General features: G+C 73.6%; 25 protein-coding genes and 1 pseudogene. 5 read left to right on the top strand and 21 right to left on the bottom strand.

What is annotated here, in order from left to right; all coding sequences use genetic code 11:
* The coding region (locus HUW36_RS07270; RefSeq protein WP_174527409.1) for a tyrosine-type recombinase/integrase at positions 1-280 on the top strand (280 nt) is incomplete at its 5' end.
* 110 nt (positions 281-390) lie between these two features.
* Complete coding sequence (locus HUW36_RS07265; protein WP_174527408.1) at positions 391-1,572, top strand: aminotransferase class V-fold PLP-dependent enzyme; 1,182 nt, start codon at positions 391-393, stop codon at positions 1,570-1,572.
* Positions 1,573-1,619: 47 nt separating this feature from the next.
* Here HUW36_RS07265 and HUW36_RS07260 read toward each other — a convergent pair whose 3' ends face one another.
* A complete protein-coding gene (locus tag HUW36_RS07260; protein ID WP_174527410.1) occupies positions 1,620-2,156 on the bottom strand; it encodes a murein hydrolase activator EnvC family protein in 537 nt (178 codons plus the stop codon).
* Positions 2,157-2,330: 174 nt separating this feature from the next.
* Between HUW36_RS07260 and HUW36_RS07255 the strand changes: the two genes are divergently transcribed.
* Together HUW36_RS07255 and HUW36_RS07250 are read left to right on the top strand one after the other, a co-directional pair.
* On the top strand, positions 2,331-2,981 hold the full coding sequence (locus tag HUW36_RS07255; RefSeq protein ID WP_174527407.1) for a class I SAM-dependent methyltransferase: 651 nt from the start codon (positions 2,331-2,333) through the stop codon (positions 2,979-2,981).
* Positions 2,978-4,084 carry a sulfite oxidase gene (locus tag HUW36_RS07250; RefSeq protein ID WP_174527406.1) on the top strand — a complete coding sequence of 369 codons (1,107 nt, stop codon included), beginning with the start codon at positions 2,978-2,980 and terminating at the stop codon, positions 4,082-4,084. The genes HUW36_RS07255 and HUW36_RS07250 overlap by 4 nt, the downstream gene beginning before the upstream one ends.
* Before the next feature lie 36 nt (positions 4,085-4,120).
* Here HUW36_RS07250 and HUW36_RS07245 read toward each other — a convergent pair whose 3' ends face one another.
* The 12 genes from HUW36_RS07245 to proS form a co-directional block, all read right to left on the bottom strand.
* The gene (locus tag HUW36_RS07245) at positions 4,121-4,444 is read right to left on the bottom strand and encodes a DUF2469 domain-containing protein (protein WP_011905215.1); all 324 of its coding nucleotides are present in this window, start codon (positions 4,442-4,444) and stop codon (positions 4,121-4,123) included.
* Complete coding sequence (locus tag HUW36_RS07240) at positions 4,441-5,289, bottom strand: ribonuclease HII (protein ID WP_174527405.1); 849 nt, start codon at positions 5,287-5,289, stop codon at positions 4,441-4,443. Before HUW36_RS07240 ends, HUW36_RS07245 begins: the two co-directional genes overlap by 4 nt.
* Positions 5,283-5,750: an NUDIX hydrolase gene (locus tag HUW36_RS07235; RefSeq protein WP_174527404.1), complete on the bottom strand. Its 468-nt coding sequence runs from the start codon at positions 5,748-5,750 to the stop codon at positions 5,283-5,285. Before HUW36_RS07235 ends, HUW36_RS07240 begins: the two co-directional genes overlap by 7 nt.
* Positions 5,751-5,807: 57 nt before the next feature.
* Entirely contained in the window at positions 5,808-6,440 is a 633-nt protein-coding gene (gene lepB / locus HUW36_RS07230) for a signal peptidase I (RefSeq protein WP_091580276.1), read from the bottom strand.
* Positions 6,437-7,318, bottom strand: a complete 882-nt coding sequence (lepB, locus tag HUW36_RS07225) for a signal peptidase I (protein ID WP_174527403.1) — start codon at positions 7,316-7,318, stop codon at positions 6,437-6,439. Before lepB (HUW36_RS07225) ends, lepB (HUW36_RS07230) begins: the two co-directional genes overlap by 4 nt.
* Before the next feature lie 169 nt (positions 7,319-7,487).
* The gene (gene rplS, locus HUW36_RS07220) at positions 7,488-7,847 is read right to left on the bottom strand and encodes a 50S ribosomal protein L19 (protein WP_013284591.1); all 360 of its coding nucleotides are present in this window, start codon (positions 7,845-7,847) and stop codon (positions 7,488-7,490) included.
* 144 nt (positions 7,848-7,991) lie between these two features.
* Positions 7,992-8,780 (bottom strand): tRNA (guanosine(37)-N1)-methyltransferase TrmD, encoded by a 789-nt coding sequence (trmD, locus tag HUW36_RS07215; protein ID WP_174527402.1) that lies wholly within the window; start codon positions 8,778-8,780, stop codon positions 7,992-7,994.
* Between the two features lie 13 nt (positions 8,781-8,793).
* Positions 8,794-9,333 (bottom strand): ribosome maturation factor RimM, encoded by a 540-nt coding sequence (gene rimM, locus HUW36_RS07210; RefSeq protein WP_174527401.1) that lies wholly within the window; start codon positions 9,331-9,333, stop codon positions 8,794-8,796.
* Positions 9,333-9,593, bottom strand: a complete 261-nt coding sequence (locus HUW36_RS07205) for an RNA-binding protein (RefSeq protein WP_030500803.1) — start codon at positions 9,591-9,593, stop codon at positions 9,333-9,335. The genes rimM and HUW36_RS07205 overlap by 1 nt, the downstream gene beginning before the upstream one ends.
* A complete protein-coding gene (gene rpsP / locus HUW36_RS07200) occupies positions 9,568-10,023 on the bottom strand; it encodes a 30S ribosomal protein S16 (protein ID WP_174527400.1) in 456 nt (151 codons plus the stop codon). Before rpsP ends, HUW36_RS07205 begins: the two co-directional genes overlap by 26 nt.
* A gap of 241 nt (positions 10,024-10,264) precedes the next feature.
* Entirely contained in the window at positions 10,265-10,912 is a 648-nt protein-coding gene (locus tag HUW36_RS07195; protein WP_174527399.1) for a ribonuclease FAU-1 family protein, read from the bottom strand.
* A gap of 75 nt (positions 10,913-10,987) precedes the next feature.
* Positions 10,988-12,394, bottom strand: coding sequence for a proline--tRNA ligase (gene proS / locus HUW36_RS07190; RefSeq protein ID WP_174527398.1), 1,407 nt, complete (start codon positions 12,392-12,394; stop codon positions 10,988-10,990).
* Between the two features lie 93 nt (positions 12,395-12,487).
* Here proS and HUW36_RS07185 point away from each other — a divergent pair, with 93 nt between their 5' ends.
* A complete protein-coding gene (locus HUW36_RS07185; RefSeq protein ID WP_174527397.1) occupies positions 12,488-13,063 on the top strand; it encodes a TetR/AcrR family transcriptional regulator in 576 nt (191 codons plus the stop codon).
* Between the two features lie 10 nt (positions 13,064-13,073).
* On the opposite strand, the gene HUW36_RS07180 is transcribed toward HUW36_RS07185, so the two are convergent.
* The 8 genes and pseudogenes from HUW36_RS07180 to HUW36_RS07145 form a co-directional block, all read right to left on the bottom strand.
* The gene (locus HUW36_RS07180; RefSeq protein ID WP_174527396.1) at positions 13,074-14,153 is read right to left on the bottom strand and encodes an amidohydrolase family protein; all 1,080 of its coding nucleotides are present in this window, start codon (positions 14,151-14,153) and stop codon (positions 13,074-13,076) included.
* An 18-nt stretch (positions 14,154-14,171) separates the two neighbouring features.
* Positions 14,172-14,753, bottom strand: a complete 582-nt coding sequence (locus tag HUW36_RS07175; protein WP_174527395.1) for a Uma2 family endonuclease — start codon at positions 14,751-14,753, stop codon at positions 14,172-14,174.
* 66 nt (positions 14,754-14,819) lie between these two features.
* A complete protein-coding gene (ffh, locus tag HUW36_RS07170) occupies positions 14,820-16,373 on the bottom strand; it encodes a signal recognition particle protein (protein WP_174527394.1) in 1,554 nt (517 codons plus the stop codon).
* 109 nt (positions 16,374-16,482) lie between these two features.
* The gene (locus HUW36_RS07165; protein WP_174527393.1) at positions 16,483-17,139 is read right to left on the bottom strand and encodes a response regulator transcription factor; all 657 of its coding nucleotides are present in this window, start codon (positions 17,137-17,139) and stop codon (positions 16,483-16,485) included.
* The gene (locus HUW36_RS07160) at positions 17,136-18,260 is read right to left on the bottom strand and encodes a sensor histidine kinase (RefSeq protein ID WP_174527392.1); all 1,125 of its coding nucleotides are present in this window, start codon (positions 18,258-18,260) and stop codon (positions 17,136-17,138) included. Before HUW36_RS07160 ends, HUW36_RS07165 begins: the two co-directional genes overlap by 4 nt.
* 15 nt (positions 18,261-18,275) lie before the next feature.
* The gene (locus HUW36_RS07155) at positions 18,276-19,097 is read right to left on the bottom strand and encodes an ABC transporter permease (protein ID WP_174527391.1); all 822 of its coding nucleotides are present in this window, start codon (positions 19,095-19,097) and stop codon (positions 18,276-18,278) included.
* The gene (locus HUW36_RS07150) at positions 19,087-19,989 is read right to left on the bottom strand and encodes an ABC transporter ATP-binding protein (protein ID WP_174527390.1); all 903 of its coding nucleotides are present in this window, start codon (positions 19,987-19,989) and stop codon (positions 19,087-19,089) included. Before HUW36_RS07150 ends, HUW36_RS07155 begins: the two co-directional genes overlap by 11 nt.
* 137 nt (positions 19,990-20,126) lie before the next feature.
* A pseudogene (locus HUW36_RS07145) lies at positions 20,127-21,329 on the bottom strand (HD domain-containing protein); the annotation flags it as partial.
* Between the last annotated feature and the right edge of the window lie 81 nt (positions 21,330-21,410).

The following is a 21,410-nucleotide window of genomic DNA, read 5'->3' as shown; positions in this document are numbered from 1 at the left end:
CTCCGGCCGTGCGCTGCTGCTCGGGGCCCGGGGTGGGCGCCTCAACCCGACCACCGCCCGACGGATCGTGGCCGGCTGGTCCGGCGCGGCCGGGGTACCGCGGGTGACCCCGCACGGGCTGCGCCACTCGGCCGCCACCCATCTGCTCGAAGGGGGCGCGGACCTGCGGGCCGTCCAGGAGTTGCTGGGGCATTCGTCGCTCGCCAGCACCCAGATCTACACCCACGTCTCGGTCGAGCGACTGCGGGCGGCCTACCGGCAGGCCCACCCGCGCGCCTGAGCCGCCGCCGGGGCGCCGCAGCAGGTCCGGAGGTCCCCGGCCACGTCACCGACGGAGCCGCCGCCGCGGAAGCGGTCGGACGATGATCCACGGCGGGCTAGGATCGACGCATGACGGTGCCGCGGCCGCCCGAGCCGATCCCGGGGGCTCGACTGCTCTTCTCCCTCGACCCGTCCGTCAGCCACCTCAACCACGGCTCGTTCGGCGCCGTGCCGATCGCCGTGCAGCGCGCCCAGCAACGACTGCGCGACGAGATGGAGTCGAACCCGCTGCGGTTCTTCACCCAGGGCCTGGTCGACCGGATCGCCCACGCCCGGCGGCACCTGGCCACCTTCCTCGGTGCCGACCCCGACGGCACCGCCCTGGTCGGCAACGTCACCGCCGCCGCCGCCGTGGTGCTCCAGTCACTCGCGCTGCGTCCCGGCGACGAGGTGGTGACCACCGACCACGGCTACGGGGCGGTCGCCCTGTCGGTGGCGCGGGAGTGCGCGCGGACCGGCGCGGTGTCCCGGACCCTGCCCGTGCCGTTGTCGACCACCGACGAGGAGCTGGTCGAGATCGTCCGCGACGGATTGCGCCCCGGCCGCACCCGCCTGTTGATCGTCGACCAGCTCACCTCGCCGACCGCCCGGCTGTTCCCGACCTCGGCGCTTGTCGCGGTGGCCCGGGAGCGGGGCGTGCCGGTGCTGGTGGACGCGGCGCACGCGCCGGGCATGCTGCCCACCACGGTGGCCTCGGTCGGCGCCGACTTCTGGGTCGGCAACCTGCACAAGTGGGCGTTCGCGCCGCGGGGCACCGCCGCGCTGGTGGTCGCCGAGCGGTGGCGGGAACGCGTCCAGCCGCTCGTGGTCTCGTGGGAGCAGGACGCCGGATACCCGACCCGGGTCGAGTGGCAGGCCACGCTCGACTACACCGGTTGGCTGGCCGCCCCGGTCGGCCTGTTCACGCTGCGCAGCCTCGGCGTGGACCGGGTACGGGCGCACAACGCGGCGCTGGCCGCGTACGGGCAACGGGTCGTCGGGGACGCGCTCGGGGTGGCGCCGGAGCGGTTGCCGGAGCCCGGCGGACCGGCGGTGGCCATGCGGCTCGTGCCGCTGCCGCCCGGCGTCGCGACCACCCTGGACGCGGCCCGGGAGCTGCGGGCCCGGATCGCGGACCGGATCGGCGCCGAGGTGTCGGTGGCCGGCTGGAACGGGCGCGGCTACCTGCGCCTGTGCGGCCAGGTCTACAACACCCCCGAGGAGTACGACCGGCTGGCCGTGCGGCTGCCCACGCTGCTCGCCCGGGGCTGACCGGGCGGGGCGCGTGCCCGGAGGACGACCGGGCGGGGCGTGCCCGCTCACGGGCCGGGCGGGGTCGGGTCGAGCGGGAGCAGCCGGGCGCGACCGAGCCCGAGCAGCGCGAGCGGGTCCAGATAGGCGTCTCCCCGGCGCAGTCCCCAGTGCAGGCAGGCCGGGGCGGGACAGCCGGGGTGGCCGGCGAGCAGCGCACCGACGGGCGTCCCGGCATCGACGTGGACGCCGGCGGTGAGGCGGGACCGGACCGGCTCGTACGTGGTGCGCAGCCCGTCCCGGTGCCCGACGGTGACCACCGGCCGGCCGGCGACCGGGCCGGCGAACAGGACCGTCCCTCCGCCCGCCGCGCGTACCTCGACGCCCACGTCGCCGGCCAGGTCCACGCCGCGGTGCCCGGCGAGCCAGGGTCGCGGCGGCGGATCGAACCGGCGGGTCACCCGGGTCCCACCGGCCAGCGGCCACCGGAACGGCCCGCCCGCCGGGCTCGACGGGGCCGGCATCGTTGGCGGGTCCGAGCCCGCCGGCACGGTCGACGCAGCCGAGACCGCATCCAGCGGCACGGGCGGCACGAGGGTCAGCATCAGCAGCAGGGCCGCGCCGGCGCGGCCGATCGGGGTCCACACACGGCGCACTCTGCCCGCACCGTCGGACCTCCGCCGCCCACCCCGGACACCCCTGTGGACAGCGCCGGGGTTGTGGACGGCCACCCGATCTCGGGGCGGATCTGCTGTCGCCGGGCCGCCTATGCTGACCGCGTGACGAAGGACTGGTACGCCTGGCACCGCGACTACGACCAGCCCGACTCGGCGCTGTCCCGACGGCTGGCCGAGGTGCGGCGCCGGGTCACCGAGGCACTGGACGCGGCGCCGCCCGGTCCGCTGCGCGCGGTCAGTCTCTGCGCCGGCCAGGGTCGGGACCTGATCCCCGTGCTCGCCACCCACCCCCGGGGCGCGGACGTGACCGCCCGCCTGGTCGAGCTGGACCCGCGCAACGCCGAGCTGGCCCGCCGGTCCGCCGCCGACGCCGGCCTGACCGGCGTGGAGGTGGTCACCGGGGACGCGTCGGCGACCGACCGCTACGCCGACCTGGTGCCGGCGGACCTGGTGCTGGTCTGCGGCATCTTCGGCAACATCGGCGACGACGACATCCGGGCGACCGTGCGGCACTGCGCCTCGCTCTGCGCCACCGGCGGCACGGTGCTGTGGACGCGGCACCGGCGGGAGCCGGACCTGGTGCCCGCGATCTGCGACTGGTTCGCCGAGGAGGGCTTCGAACCGGTCGCGGTGAGCAGCCCGGCCGACGGCGTGGGGGTCGGCGCCCACCGTTTCACCGGTGCTCCCCGCCCGCTGACGGCCGGCGCGCGGATGTTCGAGTTCGTCGGCTACGACCGGTTGGAGCAGCGATGACCACGGTGGACGACGTCAGCCGGCCCTCCCGGGTCGCCGAGCCGGACGAGGCGATCAGCGCCGAGGAACTCCAGCTGGCCGCGCGCAACCACGGCATCCCGCTGGAGGCGCTGCGCTACGACGTGACCCCGGCCGGCCTGCACTACCTGCTCATCCACTACGACATCCCGGACGTCGACCCGGCCACGCACGCGCTCACCGTGTCCGGGGCGGTGCGGCGGCCGTTCTCGTTCGACCTGGCGGCGCTGCGGGCACTCCCCCGGGTCACCCACCGGGTCACGCTGGAGTGCGCGGGCAACGGGCGGGCGCTGCTGCACCCCCGCCCGGTCAGCCAGCCCTGGCTGGTGGAGGCCGTGGGCAACGCCGAGTGGACGGGCACCCCGTTGGCCCCGCTGCTGCGCGAGGCCGGTCTGGCCGACGACGCGGTGGACGTGGTGTTCACCGGCGCCGACCACGGGGTGGAGCGCGGCGTCGAGCAGGACTACCAGCGGGCGCTGCCGGTGGCCGACGCGCTGCGCGAGGAGGTGCTGCTGGCGTACGAGATGAACGGCGCTCCCCTGCTGCCGCAGCACGGTGCGCCGCTGCGGCTGATCGTGCCGGGCTGGTACGGCATGGCCCACGTCAAGTGGCTGCGTGACATCCGGGTGACCACCGAGCCGTTCGACGGATACCAGAACGCGGTGGCGTACCGGCTGCGGCGCGACGCCGACGATCCGGGGGTGCCGGTGACCCGGATCGAGCCCCGCGCGCTGGTCCGTCCGCCCGGTTTTCCGGACTTCATGTCCCGTACCCGGGTGCTGCGGCCGGGACCGTGCACGGTGGACGGTCGGGCCTGGTCGGGGCACGCGCCGGTGACGTCGGTCGAGGTGACCGTCGACGGTGGCCAGACGTGGACGCCGGCGGACCTGGACGCGCCTTCCGGGGGCGAGTGGGCGTGGCGCCGGTGGTCGGTGAGCTGGACGGCGACGCCGGGCCGGTACGTGCTGGGCGCCCGGGCCACGGACGCCTCCGGGCGCACCCAGCCGATCGAGCAGCCGTGGAACCGGGGCGGGTTCGCGAACAACCTGGTGCAGCGGGTCGAGGTGGTCGTGCCGGCGGAGTGACCGGCGCTCGTGCGGGCCCGTCCCGGACCCGCACGGTCAGCTCCCGAAGCCGGAATCTGCGGGAAGCGAGATGTCGGGCTTTTCGAGCTCTTCCACATTGACGTCCTTGAACGTCATTACCCGGACGTTCTTGACGAAACGGGCAGGACGGTACATGTCCCACACCCAGGCGTCGTGCATCTCGACCTCGAAGTAGACCTCGCCGTCCGAGTTGCGGACGTGCAGGTCGACCTGGTTGGCCAGGTAGAACCGGCGCTCGGTCTCCACCACGTAGGAGAACTGGCGGACAATGTCGCGGTACTCCCGGTAGAGCTGCAGCTCCATCTCGGTCTCGTACTTCTCGAGATCTTCCGCGCTCATCGCACTCCGCCTTCCATGACCACATCTTCCCCCACCGACGCCGGAGGTCGCGGCTGCTCGCCCAACGCCACGCCGACGGTACCCCCTGGCGCGCCGGAGCGCTCCATCGGCTCGTCCGGCCGTCCGCCCACCCGGCCGGGGAGCACCGGATCCGGCTCCCCGGCGGCCGGGCGGCGGGCCCGGGGCGGACGCCCGTCCCGCCCCGACACGGCGGCCACGTTCACGTACGAGAAACGGTGCTCCCGGCACGGCCCCCGCTCGCGCAGCGCGGCGCTGTGCTCGGCGGTGATGTAGCCCTTGTGCTCGGCGAAGCCGTAGCCGGGGAACCGCCCGTCCAGTTCCACCATGATCCGGTCCCGGGTGACCTTGGCCAGCACGCTCGCCGCCGCGACGCACGCGGCCACCCGGTCGCCCTTCCAGACCGCCAGCCCCGGCACGTCGAGCCCGTCGACGCCGAAGCCGTCGGTGAGCACGTATTCCGGCCGGGTGGTGAGCGAGGCCAGCGCCCGGCGCATCGCGGCCAGGTTGCACACGTGCAGACCCCGGGCGTCGACCTCCTCGGCCGGGATGACCACCACGGCGTACGCCAGGGCGCGCGCCACCACCTCGTCGTAGACCCGCTCGCGGGCCGCCGGGGTGAGCAGCTTCGAGTCGGCCAGCTCGTCGATCTCGCCGCGCCGCCCCTCGGGCAGCACCGCGGCGGCGGCCACCAACGGGCCGGCGCAGGCGCCCCGGCCCGCCTCGTCGGCACCGGCCACGTGCCGGAAGCCCCGCCGTTGCAGGGCGCGCTCCAGCGCGTAGAGCCCGCCGTCGCGGCGCACCACCGTGCGCGGCGGGGTCAGCACCCGCCGCTCCCGGTCAGCACCCGGGCGAGCCGGTCGGGCAGGTCCGGCGGGTAGTAGCGGTCGACGGTCGCCGTCAGCTCGCCGACCGTCCACCAGCGGTGGCCGTGCACGCTGGCGCGCTCGACCGCGTCGAAACCGGCCGTGTCGACCTCCCAGCCGGGCACCCGGACGAGGAAGAACTCCTGCTCCTGGCGGTACCAGACGCCGTCGAACGGGAACTCGACGGTCTCGGACCAGACCGGCGTGCCCAGCTCGGCCGGGGTCAGCCGCAGGCCGGTCTCCTCGGCCAGTTCACGCGACGCGCCCTCGGCCGGGGTCTCGCCGGGATCGAGCCCGCCGCCCGGGGTGAACCAGTAGCGGTGGTCCGGCCGGGCCGGATCACTGCCCTGGAAGAGCAGCACCCGGTCGGACGCGTCGACCAGGAGGACCCGGGCGGCGCGTCGAGGGGTGTAGACGGTCACCGCACCAGCCTGCCAGACGCCTGTGACGAACGACCACGCCCTCCCACCGGTGGCGGGTCAGGGGTTGGGGATGCCGTCGAACTGCTCGGGCACGGTGAGCCAGGTGGCCCGACCGACCGGCCAGAAGATGGTGAAGGCCCGCCCGACGACCTCGCCCTCCGGGATGGTCGCCTCGGTGATGTCCTCGCCGGACTGCTGCCAGTGCTCCAGCGAGTCGCCGGAGGCCTCCCGGTGGTCGCCCATCACCCAGAGCCGGCCCTTCGGCACGGTGATGTCGAAGTCCTGGTCGGCCGGCTTGTTGCCGGGGAAGATGAACGGCTCGTCGATCGGCTTGCCGTTGATGATCAGCCGCTCCTGCGGGCCGGTGCGGTCGCAGCAGACCACGTGGTCGCCGCCGACGCCGATCACGCGCTTGATGAAGTCCTCGCCGTTGGGGTTGCCACTCCACTCGGTGGGGGCCTTGAACACGATCACCTCGCCCCGGTGCGGCGAGCGGAAGTCGTAGACCAGCTTGTTGACCAGCACCCGATCGTCGATCTTGAGAGTGTTCTCCATGGACGGGGACGGGATGAAGAAGGTCTGCAGCACGAAGGCGCGAACCAGCACTGCGACCAGGATCGCCACGCCCAGGAGGATGGGCAGTTCCTTCCAGAAGGAGCTGCGCGGCTTCTCGGTCTGCTCGTCAATCACGGGAGGAGCCTACGTCCCCCGGTACGGCGCGGTCGCCCCGAACCCGCGAGAACGGTGAGCGTCGCCGCGACCGGGAGAATCAGGACGACACCACCCACCGGATCGGGATCGACCGGGGCCGGACGCGCCGGCGCGGCGTCCGGGCGCGGCAGGTCGGAGAACGTCTCGGGTACGGGCAACGAGGTCCACCGCTGCGACGGCCAGACGATCATGAACGCCCGGCCGACGACGTTGTCGATCGGCACCGGGCCCTGGCAGCGGGCGTCCTGGGACACCAGCCGGTGGTCACCCATCACGAAGATCTGCCCGGGCGGCACCACCACCTCGGTGAACTGCCGGGAGCGGCACTCCTTGGGGTTGGGCGGGAGGTCGACCGGGGAGTCCTCGGAGACGTACGCCTGCTCGTCCAGCGGCACGCCGTTGACCACGACGCGGCCGTCGTCGCAGCACCAGACCTTGTCGCCGGGCACGCCGATGACGCGCTTGATGAAGTCCTTCTCGCCGGGGCGGCTGACGCCGACCAGGTCGCCGAGCGTGCGACCGACCTTGCCGGCGAGGTTCGTCGGCGGCGCGGGCGCCTCCTGGGCGACCCAGCGGTCGGTGCCCCGGAACACCACGACCTCGCCCCGGACCGGGTCGCGGACGTCGTAGACGACCTTGTTGACCAGCACCCGGTCGCCGATGAGCAGCGTGTCCTCCATCGACCCGGAGGGGATGAAGAAGGCCTGGAGCAGGAACGTGCGGATCAGCACCGCCAGGCAGAACGCCACGATGAGCAGCAGTGGCAGCTCCTGCCAGAGCGGCATCTGCCGGCGGCCACGCCGGGCTCGCCGGCGCCAGGGATCGACGGTGCCGTCCTCGTCAAGCATCTGCACCATGCCACTCTCCGGTCCGCGGAAACGACACTACCGCCCGGGAGTCTCCTCGGAGACCCCACGGGCGGCAGTGGACTGCTTTCCACCGTCCGGCTGCGCCCGTACCGACCAGGGTAATGCGATCCGGTCGATACGACATCCGCGCAGTTCAGGCGGCGTGGCGAGCGGAGGTTCAGTTCGCCGGCTGCTTCTCCCGCAGCTCCTTGATCTTGGCCTTCTTGCCGCGCAGCTCGCGCAGGTAGTAGAGCTTGGCGCGCCGCACGTCACCGCGGGTCACGACCTCGATCCGGTCGATGCCCGGGCCGTTGAGCGGGTAGGTGCGCTCCACGCCGACACCGAAGCTGACCTTGCGGACCGAGAAGGTCTCGCGCAGACCGTCACCCTGGCGGCGGATGACGACGCCCTGGAAGATCTGGACCCGGGACCGGTTGCCCTCGACGACCCGCGCGTGCACCTTGACGGTGTCGCCGGCGCGGAAGTCGGGCAGGTCGGTGCGCTTCGACTGGGCGTCAAGGGCGTCCAGGATGTTCATCGCTGCGTCCTCGTGAGGCTCACGGCGCATCGTCAGTCGATGCGCGAACGGGTGATTCTGACCCCCGGGTGGCGGCCGGCACGAACCGGCCCCGGTCGAAGGTCCTCGCAGCCGCCCACGGCGTGGACGGATGCGGCAACCCCTCTACTTTGCCACATGCCCCGGCGGCGAGGAAAATCCGCCCCGGTCCAGCGCCGCACGGTCCCGCTCGTCGAGCGTCTCCGGAGGCAGGGCGTCGATCATGTCCGGGCGGCGGGCCGCGGTCCGGCCCAGCGCCTCGTCCCGCCGCCAGCGGGCGATCCGGGCGTGGTCGCCGGAGCGGAGCACCTCGGGCACGTCGAGCCCGCGCCAGCTCGCCGGCTTGGTGTAGAGCGGGGCCTCCAGCAGCCCGTGCGCGTGCGACTCCTCGTCCAGCGAGCCGGCGTTGCCGAGCACCCCGGGCAGCAGGCGGGTCACCGCCTCCAGGATCACCAGCACGGCCACCTCGCCGCCGAAGAGCACGTAGTCACCGAGGGAGACCTCGGTCACCGGCATCCGGGTCGCCGCGTGGTCCAGCACCCGCTGGTCGATGCCCTCGTACCGGCCGCAGGCGAACAGCAGGTGCGACTCGGCGGCCAGCTCGTGCGCCATCGCCTGGGTGAACGGGACGCCGGCCGGCGACGGGACGAGCAGCCGGGGCAGGGTGAGCCCGTCCGGGCTCAGCTCGTCGGGGGCCAGCGCGTCGAGCGCCTCGCCCCACGGCTCCGGCCGCATGACCATGCCCGGACCGCCGCCGTAGGGCGTGTCGTCGACCGTGCGGTGCACGTCGTGGGTCCAGGTCCGCAGATCGTGTACGGCCAGCCGCAGCAGCCCGTTCGCGCGGGCCTTGCCGACCAACGACAGGTCCAGCGGGGCGAAGTATTCCGGGAAGATCGACACGATGTCGACGCGCATGCGGTGGCTCCAGCTACAGGTCGAGCAGGCCACTGGGCAGGTCGACGACGACGCGACCGCCGGCGAGGTCCACCTCGGGCACGATCGCCTTGACGAACGGAATGAGCGCCGGCGGCCCCTCGGGGCGCCGCAGCACCAGCAGGTCGGAGGCGGGGGCGTGGTCGATCCGGGCCACCTCGCCGAGCCGCTCGCCGTCACGGGTGACCACGGCGAGCCCGACCAGCTGGTGGTCGTGGAACTCCTCCGGGTCCTCCGGCGGCGCGACGTCGGCGCTGTCGACGCCGACGAGCGTGTTGCGCAACGCCTCGGCCACGTCGCGGCCGAGCACGCCCTCGAAGACGACGAGCAGCCGCCCCTGGTGCCAACGGGCCGACTCGACGGTCAGCTCCGGCGGCACCCGCCAGGCACCGGGCTCGGTCGGAACCGCGCCCGGTTCAGTGCGTAACACTGAACCGGGCGCGAACCGTGCTTCGGGCTCGTCGGTCCGCACCTCCACGGTGACCTCACCACGGATGCCGTGCGGTTTGCCGATCCGGCCGACGACGAGAAGCATCAGTACGAGTCGACGATGTCGACGCGTACCCCACGCCCGCCGATGGAGCCGATCACCTGGCGCAGCGCCTTGGCGGTCCGGCCGGACCGCCCGATCACCGTGCCGAGGTCCTCGGGGTGCACGCGGACTTCGAGGCGCTTGCCCCGACGCGAGTCGACCATCCGCACCCGGACGTCGTCCGGGTGGTCGACGATCCCCTTGACCAGGTGCTCCAGGGCGGGACGCAGCGCCATGTCAGGCCTGCTCGCCGGACTCGGCACCGGTCTGCTCCTCGGCCTTGGGCTCGTCGGCCTTCGGCTCCTCGGCCTTGGCGGCCTTCTTGGCCGGCTTGGCCGGGGTCTCCGCCACGCCGGCGGCGGCCTTCGCCTCGGCCTCGTACGCCGCCTTGCGGTCGGCCCGCTCCGGGGCGACCTTCAGCGGCGGCGGGGCCGGCAGGCCCTTGAACTTCTGCCAGTCACCGGTCAGCTCCAGCAGGCGCTGCACGGCCTCGCTCGGCTGAGCGCCGACCGACAGCCAGTACTGGACCCGCTCCGACTTGACCTCGATCACCGAAGGGTCTTCCTTCGGCTGGTACACACCGACGAACTCGATCGCGCGACCGTCACGCTTGGTGCGCGAGTCGGCGACGACGATGCGGTACTGCGGGTTGCGGATCTTACCCATCCGCAGGAGCCGGATCTTTACGGCCACAGTTGTTTCGCTCCTGTTGCGATCTCACCGGCCCGTACGGGCGGTGTGGCGGGTGAGCGCCGACCGGCACAGTGGGGTTTGGGCCGGAGACTGCTCGGTGAACTGACGACGCGCCCGGGTTAGAGGGCGCCGGACGCGCGCCGGATACCAGCGGACCATTCTGCCAGATCCGTACCGGATCTCTCGCACCGGACCCGGGCCGTACGCCCGGGAGATGCCGTCCGTGACGAACGACACATGCTCAACGCGCCGGCGGCCGGTCCCAACCGGGCGGCAGTTCGTCCGGTACGTCCCAGTCGGTGGGCGGGGTGAAGTCGCACCACGTGCCGTCGAACGGGAACGCCCCGGCCTCGGCGAGGCGGATCACCCGCTCCCCCTCCGCGCGGACCGCCTTCTCGTCGGCCACCCAGTAGTGCTCCGGGAAGGCGAGCCGCTCGGCGAACTCGTCCTCGTCCTTCCACTCCCAGGTCAGGTCCGGCCGGACCACCACGTCGAGGTCCTGGTCCACCACGTCGACCCCGGCCACCGACCCGTCGTCCCAGCGGACGCCGGGCTCCTCCAGGTTGACGTACCAGTTCTGGAACCGGCCGGCGGCGTCGCGGAACCACCAGACCGAGTGGGCGGCACCGGTGGGCAGGAACTTCAGCAGCCCCGGCCCGTTCCAGCGGCCGCGCGCGAGCCGGTAGCCCGCGCCCAGCCACTCCGCGAACGGCATGGCCCGCATGCCCCGACCGTCGGCGGCCACCTCGCTCGCCACCGGGGAACGCGGGGCCACCCAGACCAGCAGGCCGCGGTCGTCGTCGAGGACGACCCGGGCCGGCCGGACCCAGCCGATCCGCCCGTTCCGCACGTTCCGGTGCATGATCAAGCGACCTGGCGCGAACCGCACGCTCACCATCCCTGACGTGTTAAAAGGGGCCCCTTCCTCTACCGGAGGCGTTAAGAAGGGGCCCTTCCTTACATCTCAGTAGGCGCGGGCCAGGATGGCGACCAGGTCGGGCTCGTCCTCGGAGTCGGGCACCGAGCCGTCGGCCCGCAGCAGGCAGCGGACCGTCACGCCCTGCGCGTTCGCCTCGGCCTCACCGGGCACGCCGACCGCCGACCACGGCACCATGGCCCAGCCGGTGGCGGACGCCTCGATCGCCTCGGCCAGCGTCGACACCTCGACGGTGCGGGACCGGCGGAACTCCAGCGCCTGGTCGTGCAGCGCCCGCTGGTCGGCCTCCAGCGCGGCCAGGACCGCGCCGACCACGTCGGCGACCGGCGTCGGGGCCTTCGAGCCGTCCGTACGCCGGACCACCACCGCGTTGCCGGCGGCCAGGTCACGGGGGCCGACCTCGACGCGCACCGGGTAGCCGCGCAGCTCGGCGTCGACGGCGCGGCGGCCGAACGCGGTGTCGGTCCGGTCGTCCAGCGCGACCCGGACCCCGGCGTCGCGCAGCGCGTCGCGCAGCTTGGCCGCCGCCTCGCTCACGCCCTCGCCGTCCTTGACGATCATCACGTACGCCTGGACCGGCGCCAGCTTCGGCGGCACCCGCAGCCCGTTGTCGTCGCCGTGGCACATGATCAGGCCGCCGAGCATCCGGGTGGAGGTGCCCCAGGAGGTGGTCCACGCGTGCTCCCGGCCGCCCTCGGCCGAGGAGTAGCTGATGTCGAACGCCTTGGCGAAGTTCTGGCCCAGCTCGTGGCTGGTGCCCATCTGCAGCGCCTTGCCGTCGCCCATCATGCCCTCGCACGTGTACGTGGCGGTGGCGCCGGCGAAGCGCTCCCGGGCGGTCTTCAGGCCGACCACCACCGGGATGCCCAGCACGTTGACCATCAGGTCCTCGTACGCCTCGTGCAGGATCCGCCGCGCGTAGGCGCGGGCATCGGAACGGGTGGCGTGCGCGGTGTGCCCCTCCTGCCAGAGGAACTCGCTGGTCCGCAGGAAGATCCGCGGGCGCAGCTCCCAGCGGACCACGTTCGCCCACTGGTTGAGCAGCAGCGGCAGGTCCCGGTAGGAGTCGATCCACTTGGCCATGAACTCGCCGATGACCGTCTCGCTGGTGGGGCGGACCACCACCGGCTCGGCGAGCTGCTTGCCGCCACCGTGGGTGACCACGGCCAGCTCCGGCGAGAAGCCCTCGACGTGCTCGGCCTCCCGCTTGAGGTAGCTCTCCGGGATGAACAGCGGGAAGTACGCGTTCTCCGCACCGGCCGCCTTGATGCGGGCGTCCATCTCGGCCTGCATCCGCTCCCAGATGGCGTAGCCCGCCGGTCGGATGACCATGGTGCCCCGCACCGGTCCGTTGTCGGCCAGCTTCGCCTTGGCGATCAGGTCCTGGTACCAGCGGGGAAAGTCCTCCGCACGGGGAGTGAGCACGCGTGCCATGACCGCACATCCTATGCGCCGGGCGGGCCGCCGCGCGCGCCGGGGAGCCGGCGGGCGCCGTGTCGGGTCCGGCGACCGTAGACTTCGACGGCGATGGGTGAGGCACGGGACGCGATCGTCGACGCCGCCCGGGCCCAGACCGTGGCCTGCGGCTGGGACGGCGTGCGGATGGGCGCGGTGGCCGAGGCCGCCGGGGTCAGCCGGCAGACGGTCTACAACGAGTTCGGCACCAAGGCGGGTCTGGCCGAGGCGCTGGCCCGGCGCGAGGTGGACCGGTTCGTCGGCGAGGTACGCGCCGCGCTCGCCGAGCACGGCGCCGACGTGCACGCCGCCGCGTACGCCGCGATCCGCCGCACGCTCGCCTCCGCCGCCGACAATCCCCTGGTCAAGGCGATCCTGACAAGCGCCCGGGGTGGCTCGGACGAGCTGCTGCCCTACCTGACCACCCGGTCCGAGCTGGTCCTGGCCGAGTCGACCGCCGCACTGCTGGAGTGGGCGGGGTGTCACCTGCCCGACGCCGACCCGGCGGGCCTGGCCTTCGCGGCCGACAGCATCGTCCGCCTGGTGGTGAGCCACATCGTGCTGCCCCGGGCGCCGGTGGACGAGACCGCCGGGAAGCTGGCCGACCTGGCCGTGCTCCTCTTCCTGGCCGCCGCCGCGCCGCGCTGAGCCGTCGCGGTCAGCGGACCACCCGACCGCGCAGCACGACGCGGCTGGGCCACCGGACCACGCGCAGGTCGCGCCGCGGGTCCTCGGGATAGACCACCAGGTCGGCGAGGCCGCCCTCGACCAGGCCGGGGAAGCCGAGCCACTCCCGGGCCCGCCAGGAGGCGGCGGCGAGCACGTCCTCGGCCGCCATGCCGGCCTGCTCGTGCAGCAGCATCATCTCCTCGGCCGCCAGCCCGTGGTCGATGCCACCGCCCGCGTCGGTGCCCACGTAGATCGGCACGCCCGCCTCGTGTGCGGCGCGCACCACCTCGGGGAAGCGGTCGCGCAGGGCGAGCATGTGGTCGGCGTACCCGGGGAACTTCGCTCGGGCCTGCTCCGCGATGTGACCGAACGTCCGGATGTTGATCATCGTGGGGACCAGCGCGGTGCCCTGCCGGGCCATCAGGTCGATCAGGTCGGGGCTCAGCCCGGTGCCGTGCTCCACCGAGTCCACTCCGGCCCGCACCATGATCTCCACCGCCGACTCGGAGAACGTGTGCACCGCCGCGCGTACCCCGGCGGCGTGCGCGGCGGCGACCGCCGCGGTCATGGTGTCGGCGTCCCAGGCCGGCGCCAGGTCGCCCACGCCCCGGTCGATCCAGTCGCCGACCAGCTTGACCCAGCCGTTCCCGGCGGCGGCCTGCGCGGCCACGGTCGCGGCCACCTCCGCCGCGCCGACCTCCACGCCGATGTCGCGCAGGTAGCGCTTCGGCGGCGCGACGTGCCGGCCCGCGCGGGCCAGTCGCGGCAGGTCCGGCTCGTCCTCCAGCTCGGGGTACGGGTACGGCGAGCCGGCGTCGCGGATCGCCAGCACACCGGCGTCCCGGTCGATCCGGGCCAGCTCCCGCGCCTGGTCGAGGGAGGTGATCGGGGCGCCGCCGCGGGCGATGCCGATGTGGCAGTGCGCGTCGGTCAGGCCGGGCAGGACGTAGCCGCCGTCGGCCACCGTCTCCGCGCCGGGCACCGGTTCGAAGGTGACCCGGTCGCCGACCAGCCAGACGTCCCGGACCTCGTCGTCGGGGAGGAACACACCGCGCACGTGCAGAGCCATGTGCACAGTCCTACCCGATCAGGCCTCCTCGCCGGCGAGCAGGTCGTTGCGGCGCGCGGTCAGCGCCGGCAGGTCGACCGAGACCTTCCACGGCCGCTCGGTGACGAACAGGTCCTCGGTGTGTGCCAGTTGCTCGTACTCGCGGGCGGCGCCGTCGAGCGTGTACTCGGTGAGCGCGATCCGCTCGTGCTGCGGATCCACCACCCAGTAGGAGCGGACCCCGGAGCGGGCGTAGACCTTCGCCTTGTCGTACAGGTCGCGGAAGTGCGACGTCGGCGAGACGACCTCCACCGCGAGCAGCGCGTCCTCGATCGGCACGGGCGAACGGCCGGCGTGCTTGCGCCGGATCACCACCACGTCCGGGCGCGGCTCGTTGCGGCGGTCCACCCGCATGGACAGGTCGATGCTCACCAGGAACTCCGGCGGGCAGTTGACCTCAAGCGCGAGCAGGAGACGGACACACAGATCCTGGTGCAGGGCGGTGGGCGACGGCACGATCAACCTTCCGTTGATCAGTTCGTACGGAAGGTCCTTGGGCAGGTCGCCCAGGTCGTCGACCGTCCACTCGTGCCGCTCGGGCAGGATCGGTGCCGCGGTCATGACATCTCCTTCCAGGGGGCGAACCGACCCTAGGTGATGATCACATCGCCCACCGTCACCGACGCGCTAGCGGGGGCCCTTGTCGCCGCCCTTGCCGAGCTTGTTGAAGTCGATCTTCGGCAGCTTGAAGCCGGGCGGCAGGCCCTGGCCACCGGCCAGGTCACCCGGGTCCAGGCCCGGCGGGAGCTGCGGCATGCCGCCCGGGAAGCCGCCCGGCACGCCCGCGCCGGTACGCGGCCGACCGCCGCCCTTCGTGCCCTTGCGCTTGTTCTTCGGCGACTTGGTCGCCTTGCGCCGGCCGCCGCCGGGCAGGCCCATCATGCCGCCCATCTGCTTCATCATCTTCTGCGCGTCGGCGAAGCGGTTGAGCAGCTGGTTGACGTCCATCACGGTGACGCCGGAGCCGTTGGCGATGCGGGCGCGGCGGGAACCGTTGATGATCTTCGGGTTGGTGCGCTCGGTCGGGGTCATCGACCTGATGATCGCGGTGACCCGGTCGAAGTGCTTGTCGTCAAGCTCGGCGATCTGGTCCTTCATCTGCCCCATGCCGGGCATCATGGCCAGCACGTTGGCGATCGGACCCATCCGCCGGACCGCGATGAGCTGATCGAGGAAGTCCTCCAGGGTGAAGGTCTCCCCGCCCATCAGCTTGGCGGTCATCTTCTCCTTCTGATCGGAGTCGAAGGCCGCCTCGGCCTGCTCGATCAGGGTGAGGACGTCGCCCATGCCGAGGATCCGGCTGGCCATCCGGTCGGGGTGGAAGACGTCGAAGTCCTCCAGCTTCTCGCCGGTGGACGCGAACAGGATCGGCTGGCCGGTGACCTCCCGGACGGAGAGCGCCGCGCCACCGCGGGCGTCACCGTCGAGCTTGGACAGCACCACGCCGGTGATGCCGACGCCGTCGCGGAACGCCTCGGCGGTGCGGACCGCGTCCTGGCCGACCATGGCGTCGATGACGAAGACGACCTCGTCGGGCTGGACCGCGTCCCGGATGTCCGCGGCCTGCTGCATCATCTCGGCGTCGATGCCGAGCCGGCCGGCGGTGTCCACGATGACGATGTCGCGGGCGGCCCGGCGGGCGTGCTCGATCGAGTCGCGGGCGACCTGCACCGGGTCGCCGACGCCGTTGCCGGGCGCCGGGGCGTACACCTCGACGCCGGCCCGGCCACCGAGCACCTGGAGCTGCCCGACCGCGTTCGGACGCTGGAGGTCGGCGGCGACCAGCAGCGGCTGGTGTCCCTGGGCCTTGAGCCAGCGGGCCAGCTTGCCGGCGAGGGTGGTCTTGCCGGAACCCTGGAGGCCGGCCAGCATGATCACGGTCGGTGGGTTCTTGGCGAACTGCAGCCGCCGCCCCTCGCCGCCGAGGATGTTGATCAACTCTTCGTTGACGATCTTGACGATCTGCTGGGCCGGGTTGAGCGCCTGGGAGACCTCGGCCCCCCGGGCCCGCTCCTTGACGTTCGCGATGAAGCCCTTGACCACCGGCAGGGCGACGTCGGCCTCCAGCAGCGCCATCCGGATCTCGCGCGCGGTGGCGTCGATGTCGGCGTCGGTGAGCCGACCCTTGCCGCGGAGCTTGGTGAAGATCCCGGACAGGCGGTCACTCAAGGTGTCAAACACGCGAACATCCCGTTTGTCGTTTTCGGCGGGCACAGCGGCCGGGCCGGCTGTCCAGCCCACCGTTAGGGTAGCCCGCCGCCCGCACCCCCGCTCCGACCCGGCCGGAGCCTCAGGAGACGACCAGGCCCGACTGGTACGCGAAGACCACCAGTTGGGCCCGGTCCCGAGCGCCCAGCTTGACCATGGCCCGGCTGACGTGGGTCCGCGCCGTCGCCGGGCTGACCACCAGCCTCTCGGCGATCTCGGCGTTGCTGAGCCCCTCGCCGACCAGGGCCACCACCTCGCGTTCCCGATCGGTGAGCGACCCGAGCCGGGGATGCGGGCGCGGCACCCGGGCCGGCCGGGTGGCGAACTCCCGGACCACCCGGCGGGTCACCGACGGGGACAGCAGCGCCTCCCCCTCGGCGACCAGGCGGATCGCCCGCAACAGGTCGACCGGGCGGGTGTCCTTGGTGAGGAAGCCGCTGGCGCCGTGCCGCAGCGCGTCGAAGACGTACTCGTCCAGCTCGAACGTGGTCAGCACGATCACCCGGGTGCCGGCCAGGGCCGGGTCGCCGACGATCCGGCGGGTGGCCTCGATGCCGTCGACGCCGGGCATCCGCACGTCCATCAGCACCACGTCGGGGCGTTCCCGGCGGGCCGACTCCACGGCGGCGAGGCCGTCGGCGGCCTCCCCGACCACGGACAGGTCGTCCTCGCTCTCCACCAGGGCCCGCAGGCCGAGCCGGACCAGGTCCTGGTCGTCGGCGAGCAGTACGCGGATCATGCGACCTCCCGGAGCGGCAGTCTGGCGTGCACCCGGAAGCCACCGGGCGGCGCCGGCCCGGCGCTGAACGTACCGCCGAGCGCGGTGACCCGCTCGCGCATCCCGGCGAGGCCGGAGCCGCCGGACCGCTCGGACGGGGTGGTCGCGCCCCGGCCGGTGTCGGTGATCTCCACGGTGACCTCGTCCGGGGCGTACCCGACGCGGACGGCGGCGGTGGCCGGGCCGGCGTGCCGCAGGACGTTCGTCAGCGCCTCCTGCACCACCCGGTAGGCCGCCAGGTCCACCGCCGCCGGCAGCGGGCGCGGCGCTCCGGTCACCTCGACGGTGACCGGTACCCCGGCGCCGGCCAGCCGTTCGCGCAGCTGCGGGAGCTGATCCAGTCCCGGCGCCGGAGCGCGCGAGTCGGCGGGCTCCTCGCGTCGCACCACGGTGAGCGTGACCCGAAGCTCGTCCAGGGCCTCCTTGCTGGTCCGGCTGATCGCGGTGAGCGCCGCCTCGGCCTGTTCGGGCCGGCGGCCCAGCAGGTGCAGCGCGATCTCGGCCTGGAGGTGGATCGCGGCGAGCCCGTGGCCGACCACGTCGTGCACCTCGCGGGCCACCCGCAGCCGCTCCGCGTCGGCCAACCGGCGGGCCTCGTCGCTCCGGTTCCGGGCGGCTGCCTCCCGGCTCAGCCGCGCGGTGACCCCGACCGCGAACGGCACCACCACCCACGCGGCGACCGGCATGAGACCCAGCAGGCCCGGCGGGCGCACCCCGACGAAGACGTACGCCAGCAGGGCCGCCAGCACGGCCGCGCAGGCCACCGCCGCGGTCCGGACCGGCCGGTACGCGGCCACGGTGTAGACCGCGACGAAGAACGACAGCAGGATCGGGCCGTACGGCTGGCCGAGCATCAGGTACACCGTCGCCGCGGTGGCGACCACGGCCAGGGTGGCCACCGGCCACCGCCGGCGTACCGCCACCGCGAACGCCGCCACCACGACCGGGGGATAGGCGGCCGGCCCGGCGTGCACACCCTGGTTCAGCCCGGCCGGCACGGTCCCGACCACGCCGATCGCGAGCAGCGCCAGCGCGAGCAGGCCGTCGAGGAGCCACCCCCGGTCACCGCGCGTACGCTCCACGTCCCCTCCCCGGGCTCAGTCGATGTCCCGCCGGCGCAGCAGCGCCGCGCCGGCGGACGCGAAGACCACCAGGTACGCGGCCACCACCAGGGCCGCCTGTCCGCCGCCGACGACGGCGGCCACACCGGGCGTGTCCCCGGGCGCGCCCAGCGCGGCGGCCAGCGCACCGGCGTTCGGGCCGGGCAGCCCCTCCTGGGCCGTCGCCACCCAGTCGACGAGCGGGGCGGCGATCGCGGCGAGCAGGTTCTGCACGGCGAGCATCCACACCAGACCCAGGCCGACCGGCAGGGCCACCGCGCGCAACGCGACCGCGAGCACGGCACCGAGCATGGCCCACATCGTCGCGATGAGCCATCCCGCGCCGACGCCGGTGACCAGGTCGGTCGCCGCCGGCCAACGCACCGGCTGCGCCTCGGCGGACGCGATGAGCGCCGCGGCCACCGCGCCGACCGCGAACACGGCCAGCACCACGGCCAGCGCGGCGACCGCGAGGACGAGCAGTTTGCCGGCGTACACCTGGAGGCGGGTGGGTCCCTGGGTGAGCACGGTCTTCCAGGTGCCCCAGGCGTACTCGCCGCCGACCGTGAGCACGCCGAGGATCAGCAGGATCGCGCCGAGGAAGACCGGCAGACCGCCGAGCGAGTTGCCGACCAGGTGGTCGGGGAGCATGGCGGGCAGGGCCCGGTCGGTGTTCGGGCCGGCCGCCTCGCCGGCCACCCCGGCGTACGGGAAGAGGTAGGTGAAGATCAACGACAGCGCCAGCGTGATGCCCAGCAGCAGCCACGTGGCCGGACGCCGGACCAGCTTGACCAGTTCGGCGGAGAAGCTACGCGACATCGGCCGTTCCCCTCTCCACCAGCTCGAAGAAGACCTGTTCCAGGTCACGTTCCCGAGGGCGCAGCTCGCGTACCGCCACTCCGGCGCCGACCAGTTCGGCGTTCAGCCAGGCCGCCCGGTCCGGCTCCACCGCCAGGTCCAGCCCGCCGTCGACGACGCGGACGCGGTCGACGCCGACCAGCTCCCGGGCCCGGGCCGTCGCCTCGTCCAGCGGGTCGGCGAGCACCCGCAGGCCGGCCGAGCCGCGCAGCTCGGTGACGCTGCCCTCGGCCACCATCCGGCCTCCGGCGATCACGCCGATCCGGTCGCAGACCTGCTCGACCTCGCCGAGCAGGTGACTGGAGACCAGGACGGTGCGGCCGGCCGCGCCCAGCCGCCGGATCAGCGTCCGCATGTCGGCCATGCCGGCCGGGTCGAGGCCGTTCGTCGGCTCGTCCAGGATCAGCAGGCGCGGGTCCTTCAGCAGCGCGGCGGCCACCCCGAGCCGCTGCTTCATGCCCAACGAGTAGCCGGCGTACCGGTCACCCGCGCGGCCGGTCAGGTCGACCAGGTCGAGCACCGTCGCGATCCGGTCCGCGCCGACCCCGGCGTACCGGGCCGTCACCCGCAGGTTGTCCCACCCGGACAGATACGGGTAGAAGGCCGGCCCTTCGATCAGCGCGCCGACGCCGGTGAGCCGCCCGGCGCCGGGTGTGCGGCCGAGCAGCCGCACCGAGCCGGCGCTGGGCCGAACCAGGCCGAGCAGCATGCGCAGCGTGGTGGTCTTGCCCGCGCCGTTGGGGCCGAGGAAGCCGTACACCTCGCCGGCCCGGACGGTCAGGTCGAGGTTCCGCACGGCGGTGAGGCCGCCGTACCGTTTGCTGAGCCCTTCGGTCTGCACTGGCAGGTTCATGCCGTCGAGGGTCCCGCCGCCGGCGGCGCGGCACGTCGTCCCGGCGGCGGCTCCCGGCGTACGTCAGCGGGCGTAGCTCGCAGGCGTGTTAAGCGGGGCCCCCTGCTCTACCGGAGGCGTTAACAGGGGGCCCTTCCTTACACGGCGGCGAGCACGGCGGCCTCGATCCGGGCCCGTTGCTCGTCCGGCGGCCAGCCGCCGACCAGGTAGAACGCGTCGACCACGTCGCCGCCGAGCGTGGAGATCCGGGCCGCCCGAACCTGGGCGCCGGCCTCGTCGAGCGCGCAGGTGACCCGGTACAGCAGCCCGGCCGCGTCGGCGGCGCGCAGTTCCAGCAACACCGCGTCGGTGGCCGCCTCCCGGTGCCAGACCACCCGGGGCGCGGCGCCCTGGCTCCGGGCCGCGAGCGCGCGGCCGCGCAGCCGCTGGATGACCGAGACGTCGCCGCCGACCGCGCGGCGCAGGTCGGCGCGGAGCGCGATCGGATCCGGGGCCAGCCCGTAGCGCGGCTGCACCCGGCACTGCACCAGGGCACGACCGTCGACGGTGGCGGCGTCGGCGGAGATCACCTCCAAGCGGTGCAGGGCCAGGCAACCGGCCACCGTGGCGAGCAGCCCTCGCCGGTCCGCGGCGGCCACCGACACCCGGTCCTCCCCCAGGTGTACGACCGGCAGCGGCCCGGCGACCAGCGCCGGGTCGGGGGCCGGCGGGGCGGGCACCACGCCGGTGTCGAGCGTGGTGCGCACCCGGGCGACCAGGTCGGCGATCAGCCGGCCCTTCCAGCCGGACCAGGCGGCCGGGCCGGTGGCGGCGGCGTCGGCGCGGACCAGGGCGTGCAGCAGGTCCAGCGTGCCGGTGTCGCCGACCCGCTCGGCGACCCCGGCGACGGTCTTCGGGTCGGACAGGTCCCGCCGGGTCGCCACGTCGGGCAGCAGCAGGTGCAGCCGGACCAGCGTGCCGATGAGCGCCGCCTCGGCCGGGGGCAGGCCGATCCGGGTGGCCACCGCCTCGGCCAGTGGCGCGCCCACGGTCGAGTGGTCGCCCGGAAGTCCCTTCCCGATGTCGTGCAGGAACGCGCCGAGCAGCAGCAGGTCGGGGCGCTCGACGTCGCGGGTGTGCCGGCTCGCCTCGTACGCGGCCTGCACCAGGTGCCGGTCCAGGGTGAACCGGTGCACCGGGTTGTGCTGGGGCAGGCTGCGCAGCCGGGTCCACTCCGGCAACCAGCCGTCGACCAGGCCGTACCGGTCGCAGGTCTCCCAGGTGGGCACCAGGCCGGGCCCGGCGCCGAGCAGGGTGGTCAGCGCGGCCCGGGCGGCCGGCGGCCAGGGTGCGGGCAGCGGCAGATCGGAAGAGCGTCGTGTAGGGAAAGAGTGTTCAGAGCGGTGTAGATCTCGGTGGTCGCCGTATCATTAAAAAAAAAA

Source organism: Micromonospora maritima, assembly GCF_902825405.1.
In the GTDB taxonomy this organism is placed as follows: domain Bacteria; phylum Actinomycetota; class Actinomycetes; order Mycobacteriales; family Micromonosporaceae; genus Micromonospora; species Micromonospora maritima.
The sequence above is the reverse complement of the archived record's forward strand: the minus strand, read 5'-3'. Positions and strand labels throughout refer to the sequence as shown.

Excerpts from the sequence above, each read along its gene's own strand:
- HUW36_RS07265 (WP_174527408.1), top strand. The coding sequence starts at position 391 with ATGACGGTGCCGCGGCCGCCCGAGCCGATCCCGGGGGCTCGACTGCTC.
- HUW36_RS07165 (WP_174527393.1), bottom strand. The coding sequence starts at position 17,139 with ATGATCCGCGTACTGCTCGCCGACGACCAGGACCTGGTCCGGCTCGGC.
- HUW36_RS07150 (WP_174527390.1), bottom strand. The coding sequence starts at position 19,989 with ATGAACCTGCCAGTGCAGACCGAAGGGCTCAGCAAACGGTACGGCGGC.
- HUW36_RS07245 (WP_011905215.1), bottom strand. The coding sequence starts at position 4,444 with ATGAGCGCGGAAGATCTCGAGAAGTACGAGACCGAGATGGAGCTGCAG.
- rplS (WP_013284591.1), bottom strand. The coding sequence starts at position 7,847 with ATGAACATCCTGGACGCCCTTGACGCCCAGTCGAAGCGCACCGACCTG.
- lepB (WP_174527403.1), bottom strand. The coding sequence starts at position 7,318 with ATGGTGCAGATGCTTGACGAGGACGGCACCGTCGATCCCTGGCGCCGG.
- trmD (WP_174527402.1), bottom strand. The coding sequence starts at position 8,780 with ATGCGCGTCGACATCGTGTCGATCTTCCCGGAATACTTCGCCCCGCTG.
- HUW36_RS07185 (WP_174527397.1), top strand. The coding sequence starts at position 12,488 with ATGGGTGAGGCACGGGACGCGATCGTCGACGCCGCCCGGGCCCAGACC.
- proS (WP_174527398.1), bottom strand. The coding sequence starts at position 12,394 with ATGGCACGCGTGCTCACTCCCCGTGCGGAGGACTTTCCCCGCTGGTAC.
- HUW36_RS07155 (WP_174527391.1), bottom strand. The coding sequence starts at position 19,097 with ATGTCGCGTAGCTTCTCCGCCGAACTGGTCAAGCTGGTCCGGCGTCCG.
- HUW36_RS07175 (WP_174527395.1), bottom strand. The coding sequence starts at position 14,753 with ATGACCGCGGCACCGATCCTGCCCGAGCGGCACGAGTGGACGGTCGAC.
- rimM (WP_174527401.1), bottom strand. The coding sequence starts at position 9,333 with ATGCTTCTCGTCGTCGGCCGGATCGGCAAACCGCACGGCATCCGTGGT.
- HUW36_RS07260 (WP_174527410.1), bottom strand. The coding sequence starts at position 2,156 with ATGCTGACCCTCGTGCCGCCCGTGCCGCTGGATGCGGTCTCGGCTGCG.
- HUW36_RS07250 (WP_174527406.1), top strand. The coding sequence starts at position 2,978 with ATGACCACGGTGGACGACGTCAGCCGGCCCTCCCGGGTCGCCGAGCCG.
- HUW36_RS07180 (WP_174527396.1), bottom strand. The coding sequence starts at position 14,153 with ATGGCTCTGCACGTGCGCGGTGTGTTCCTCCCCGACGACGAGGTCCGG.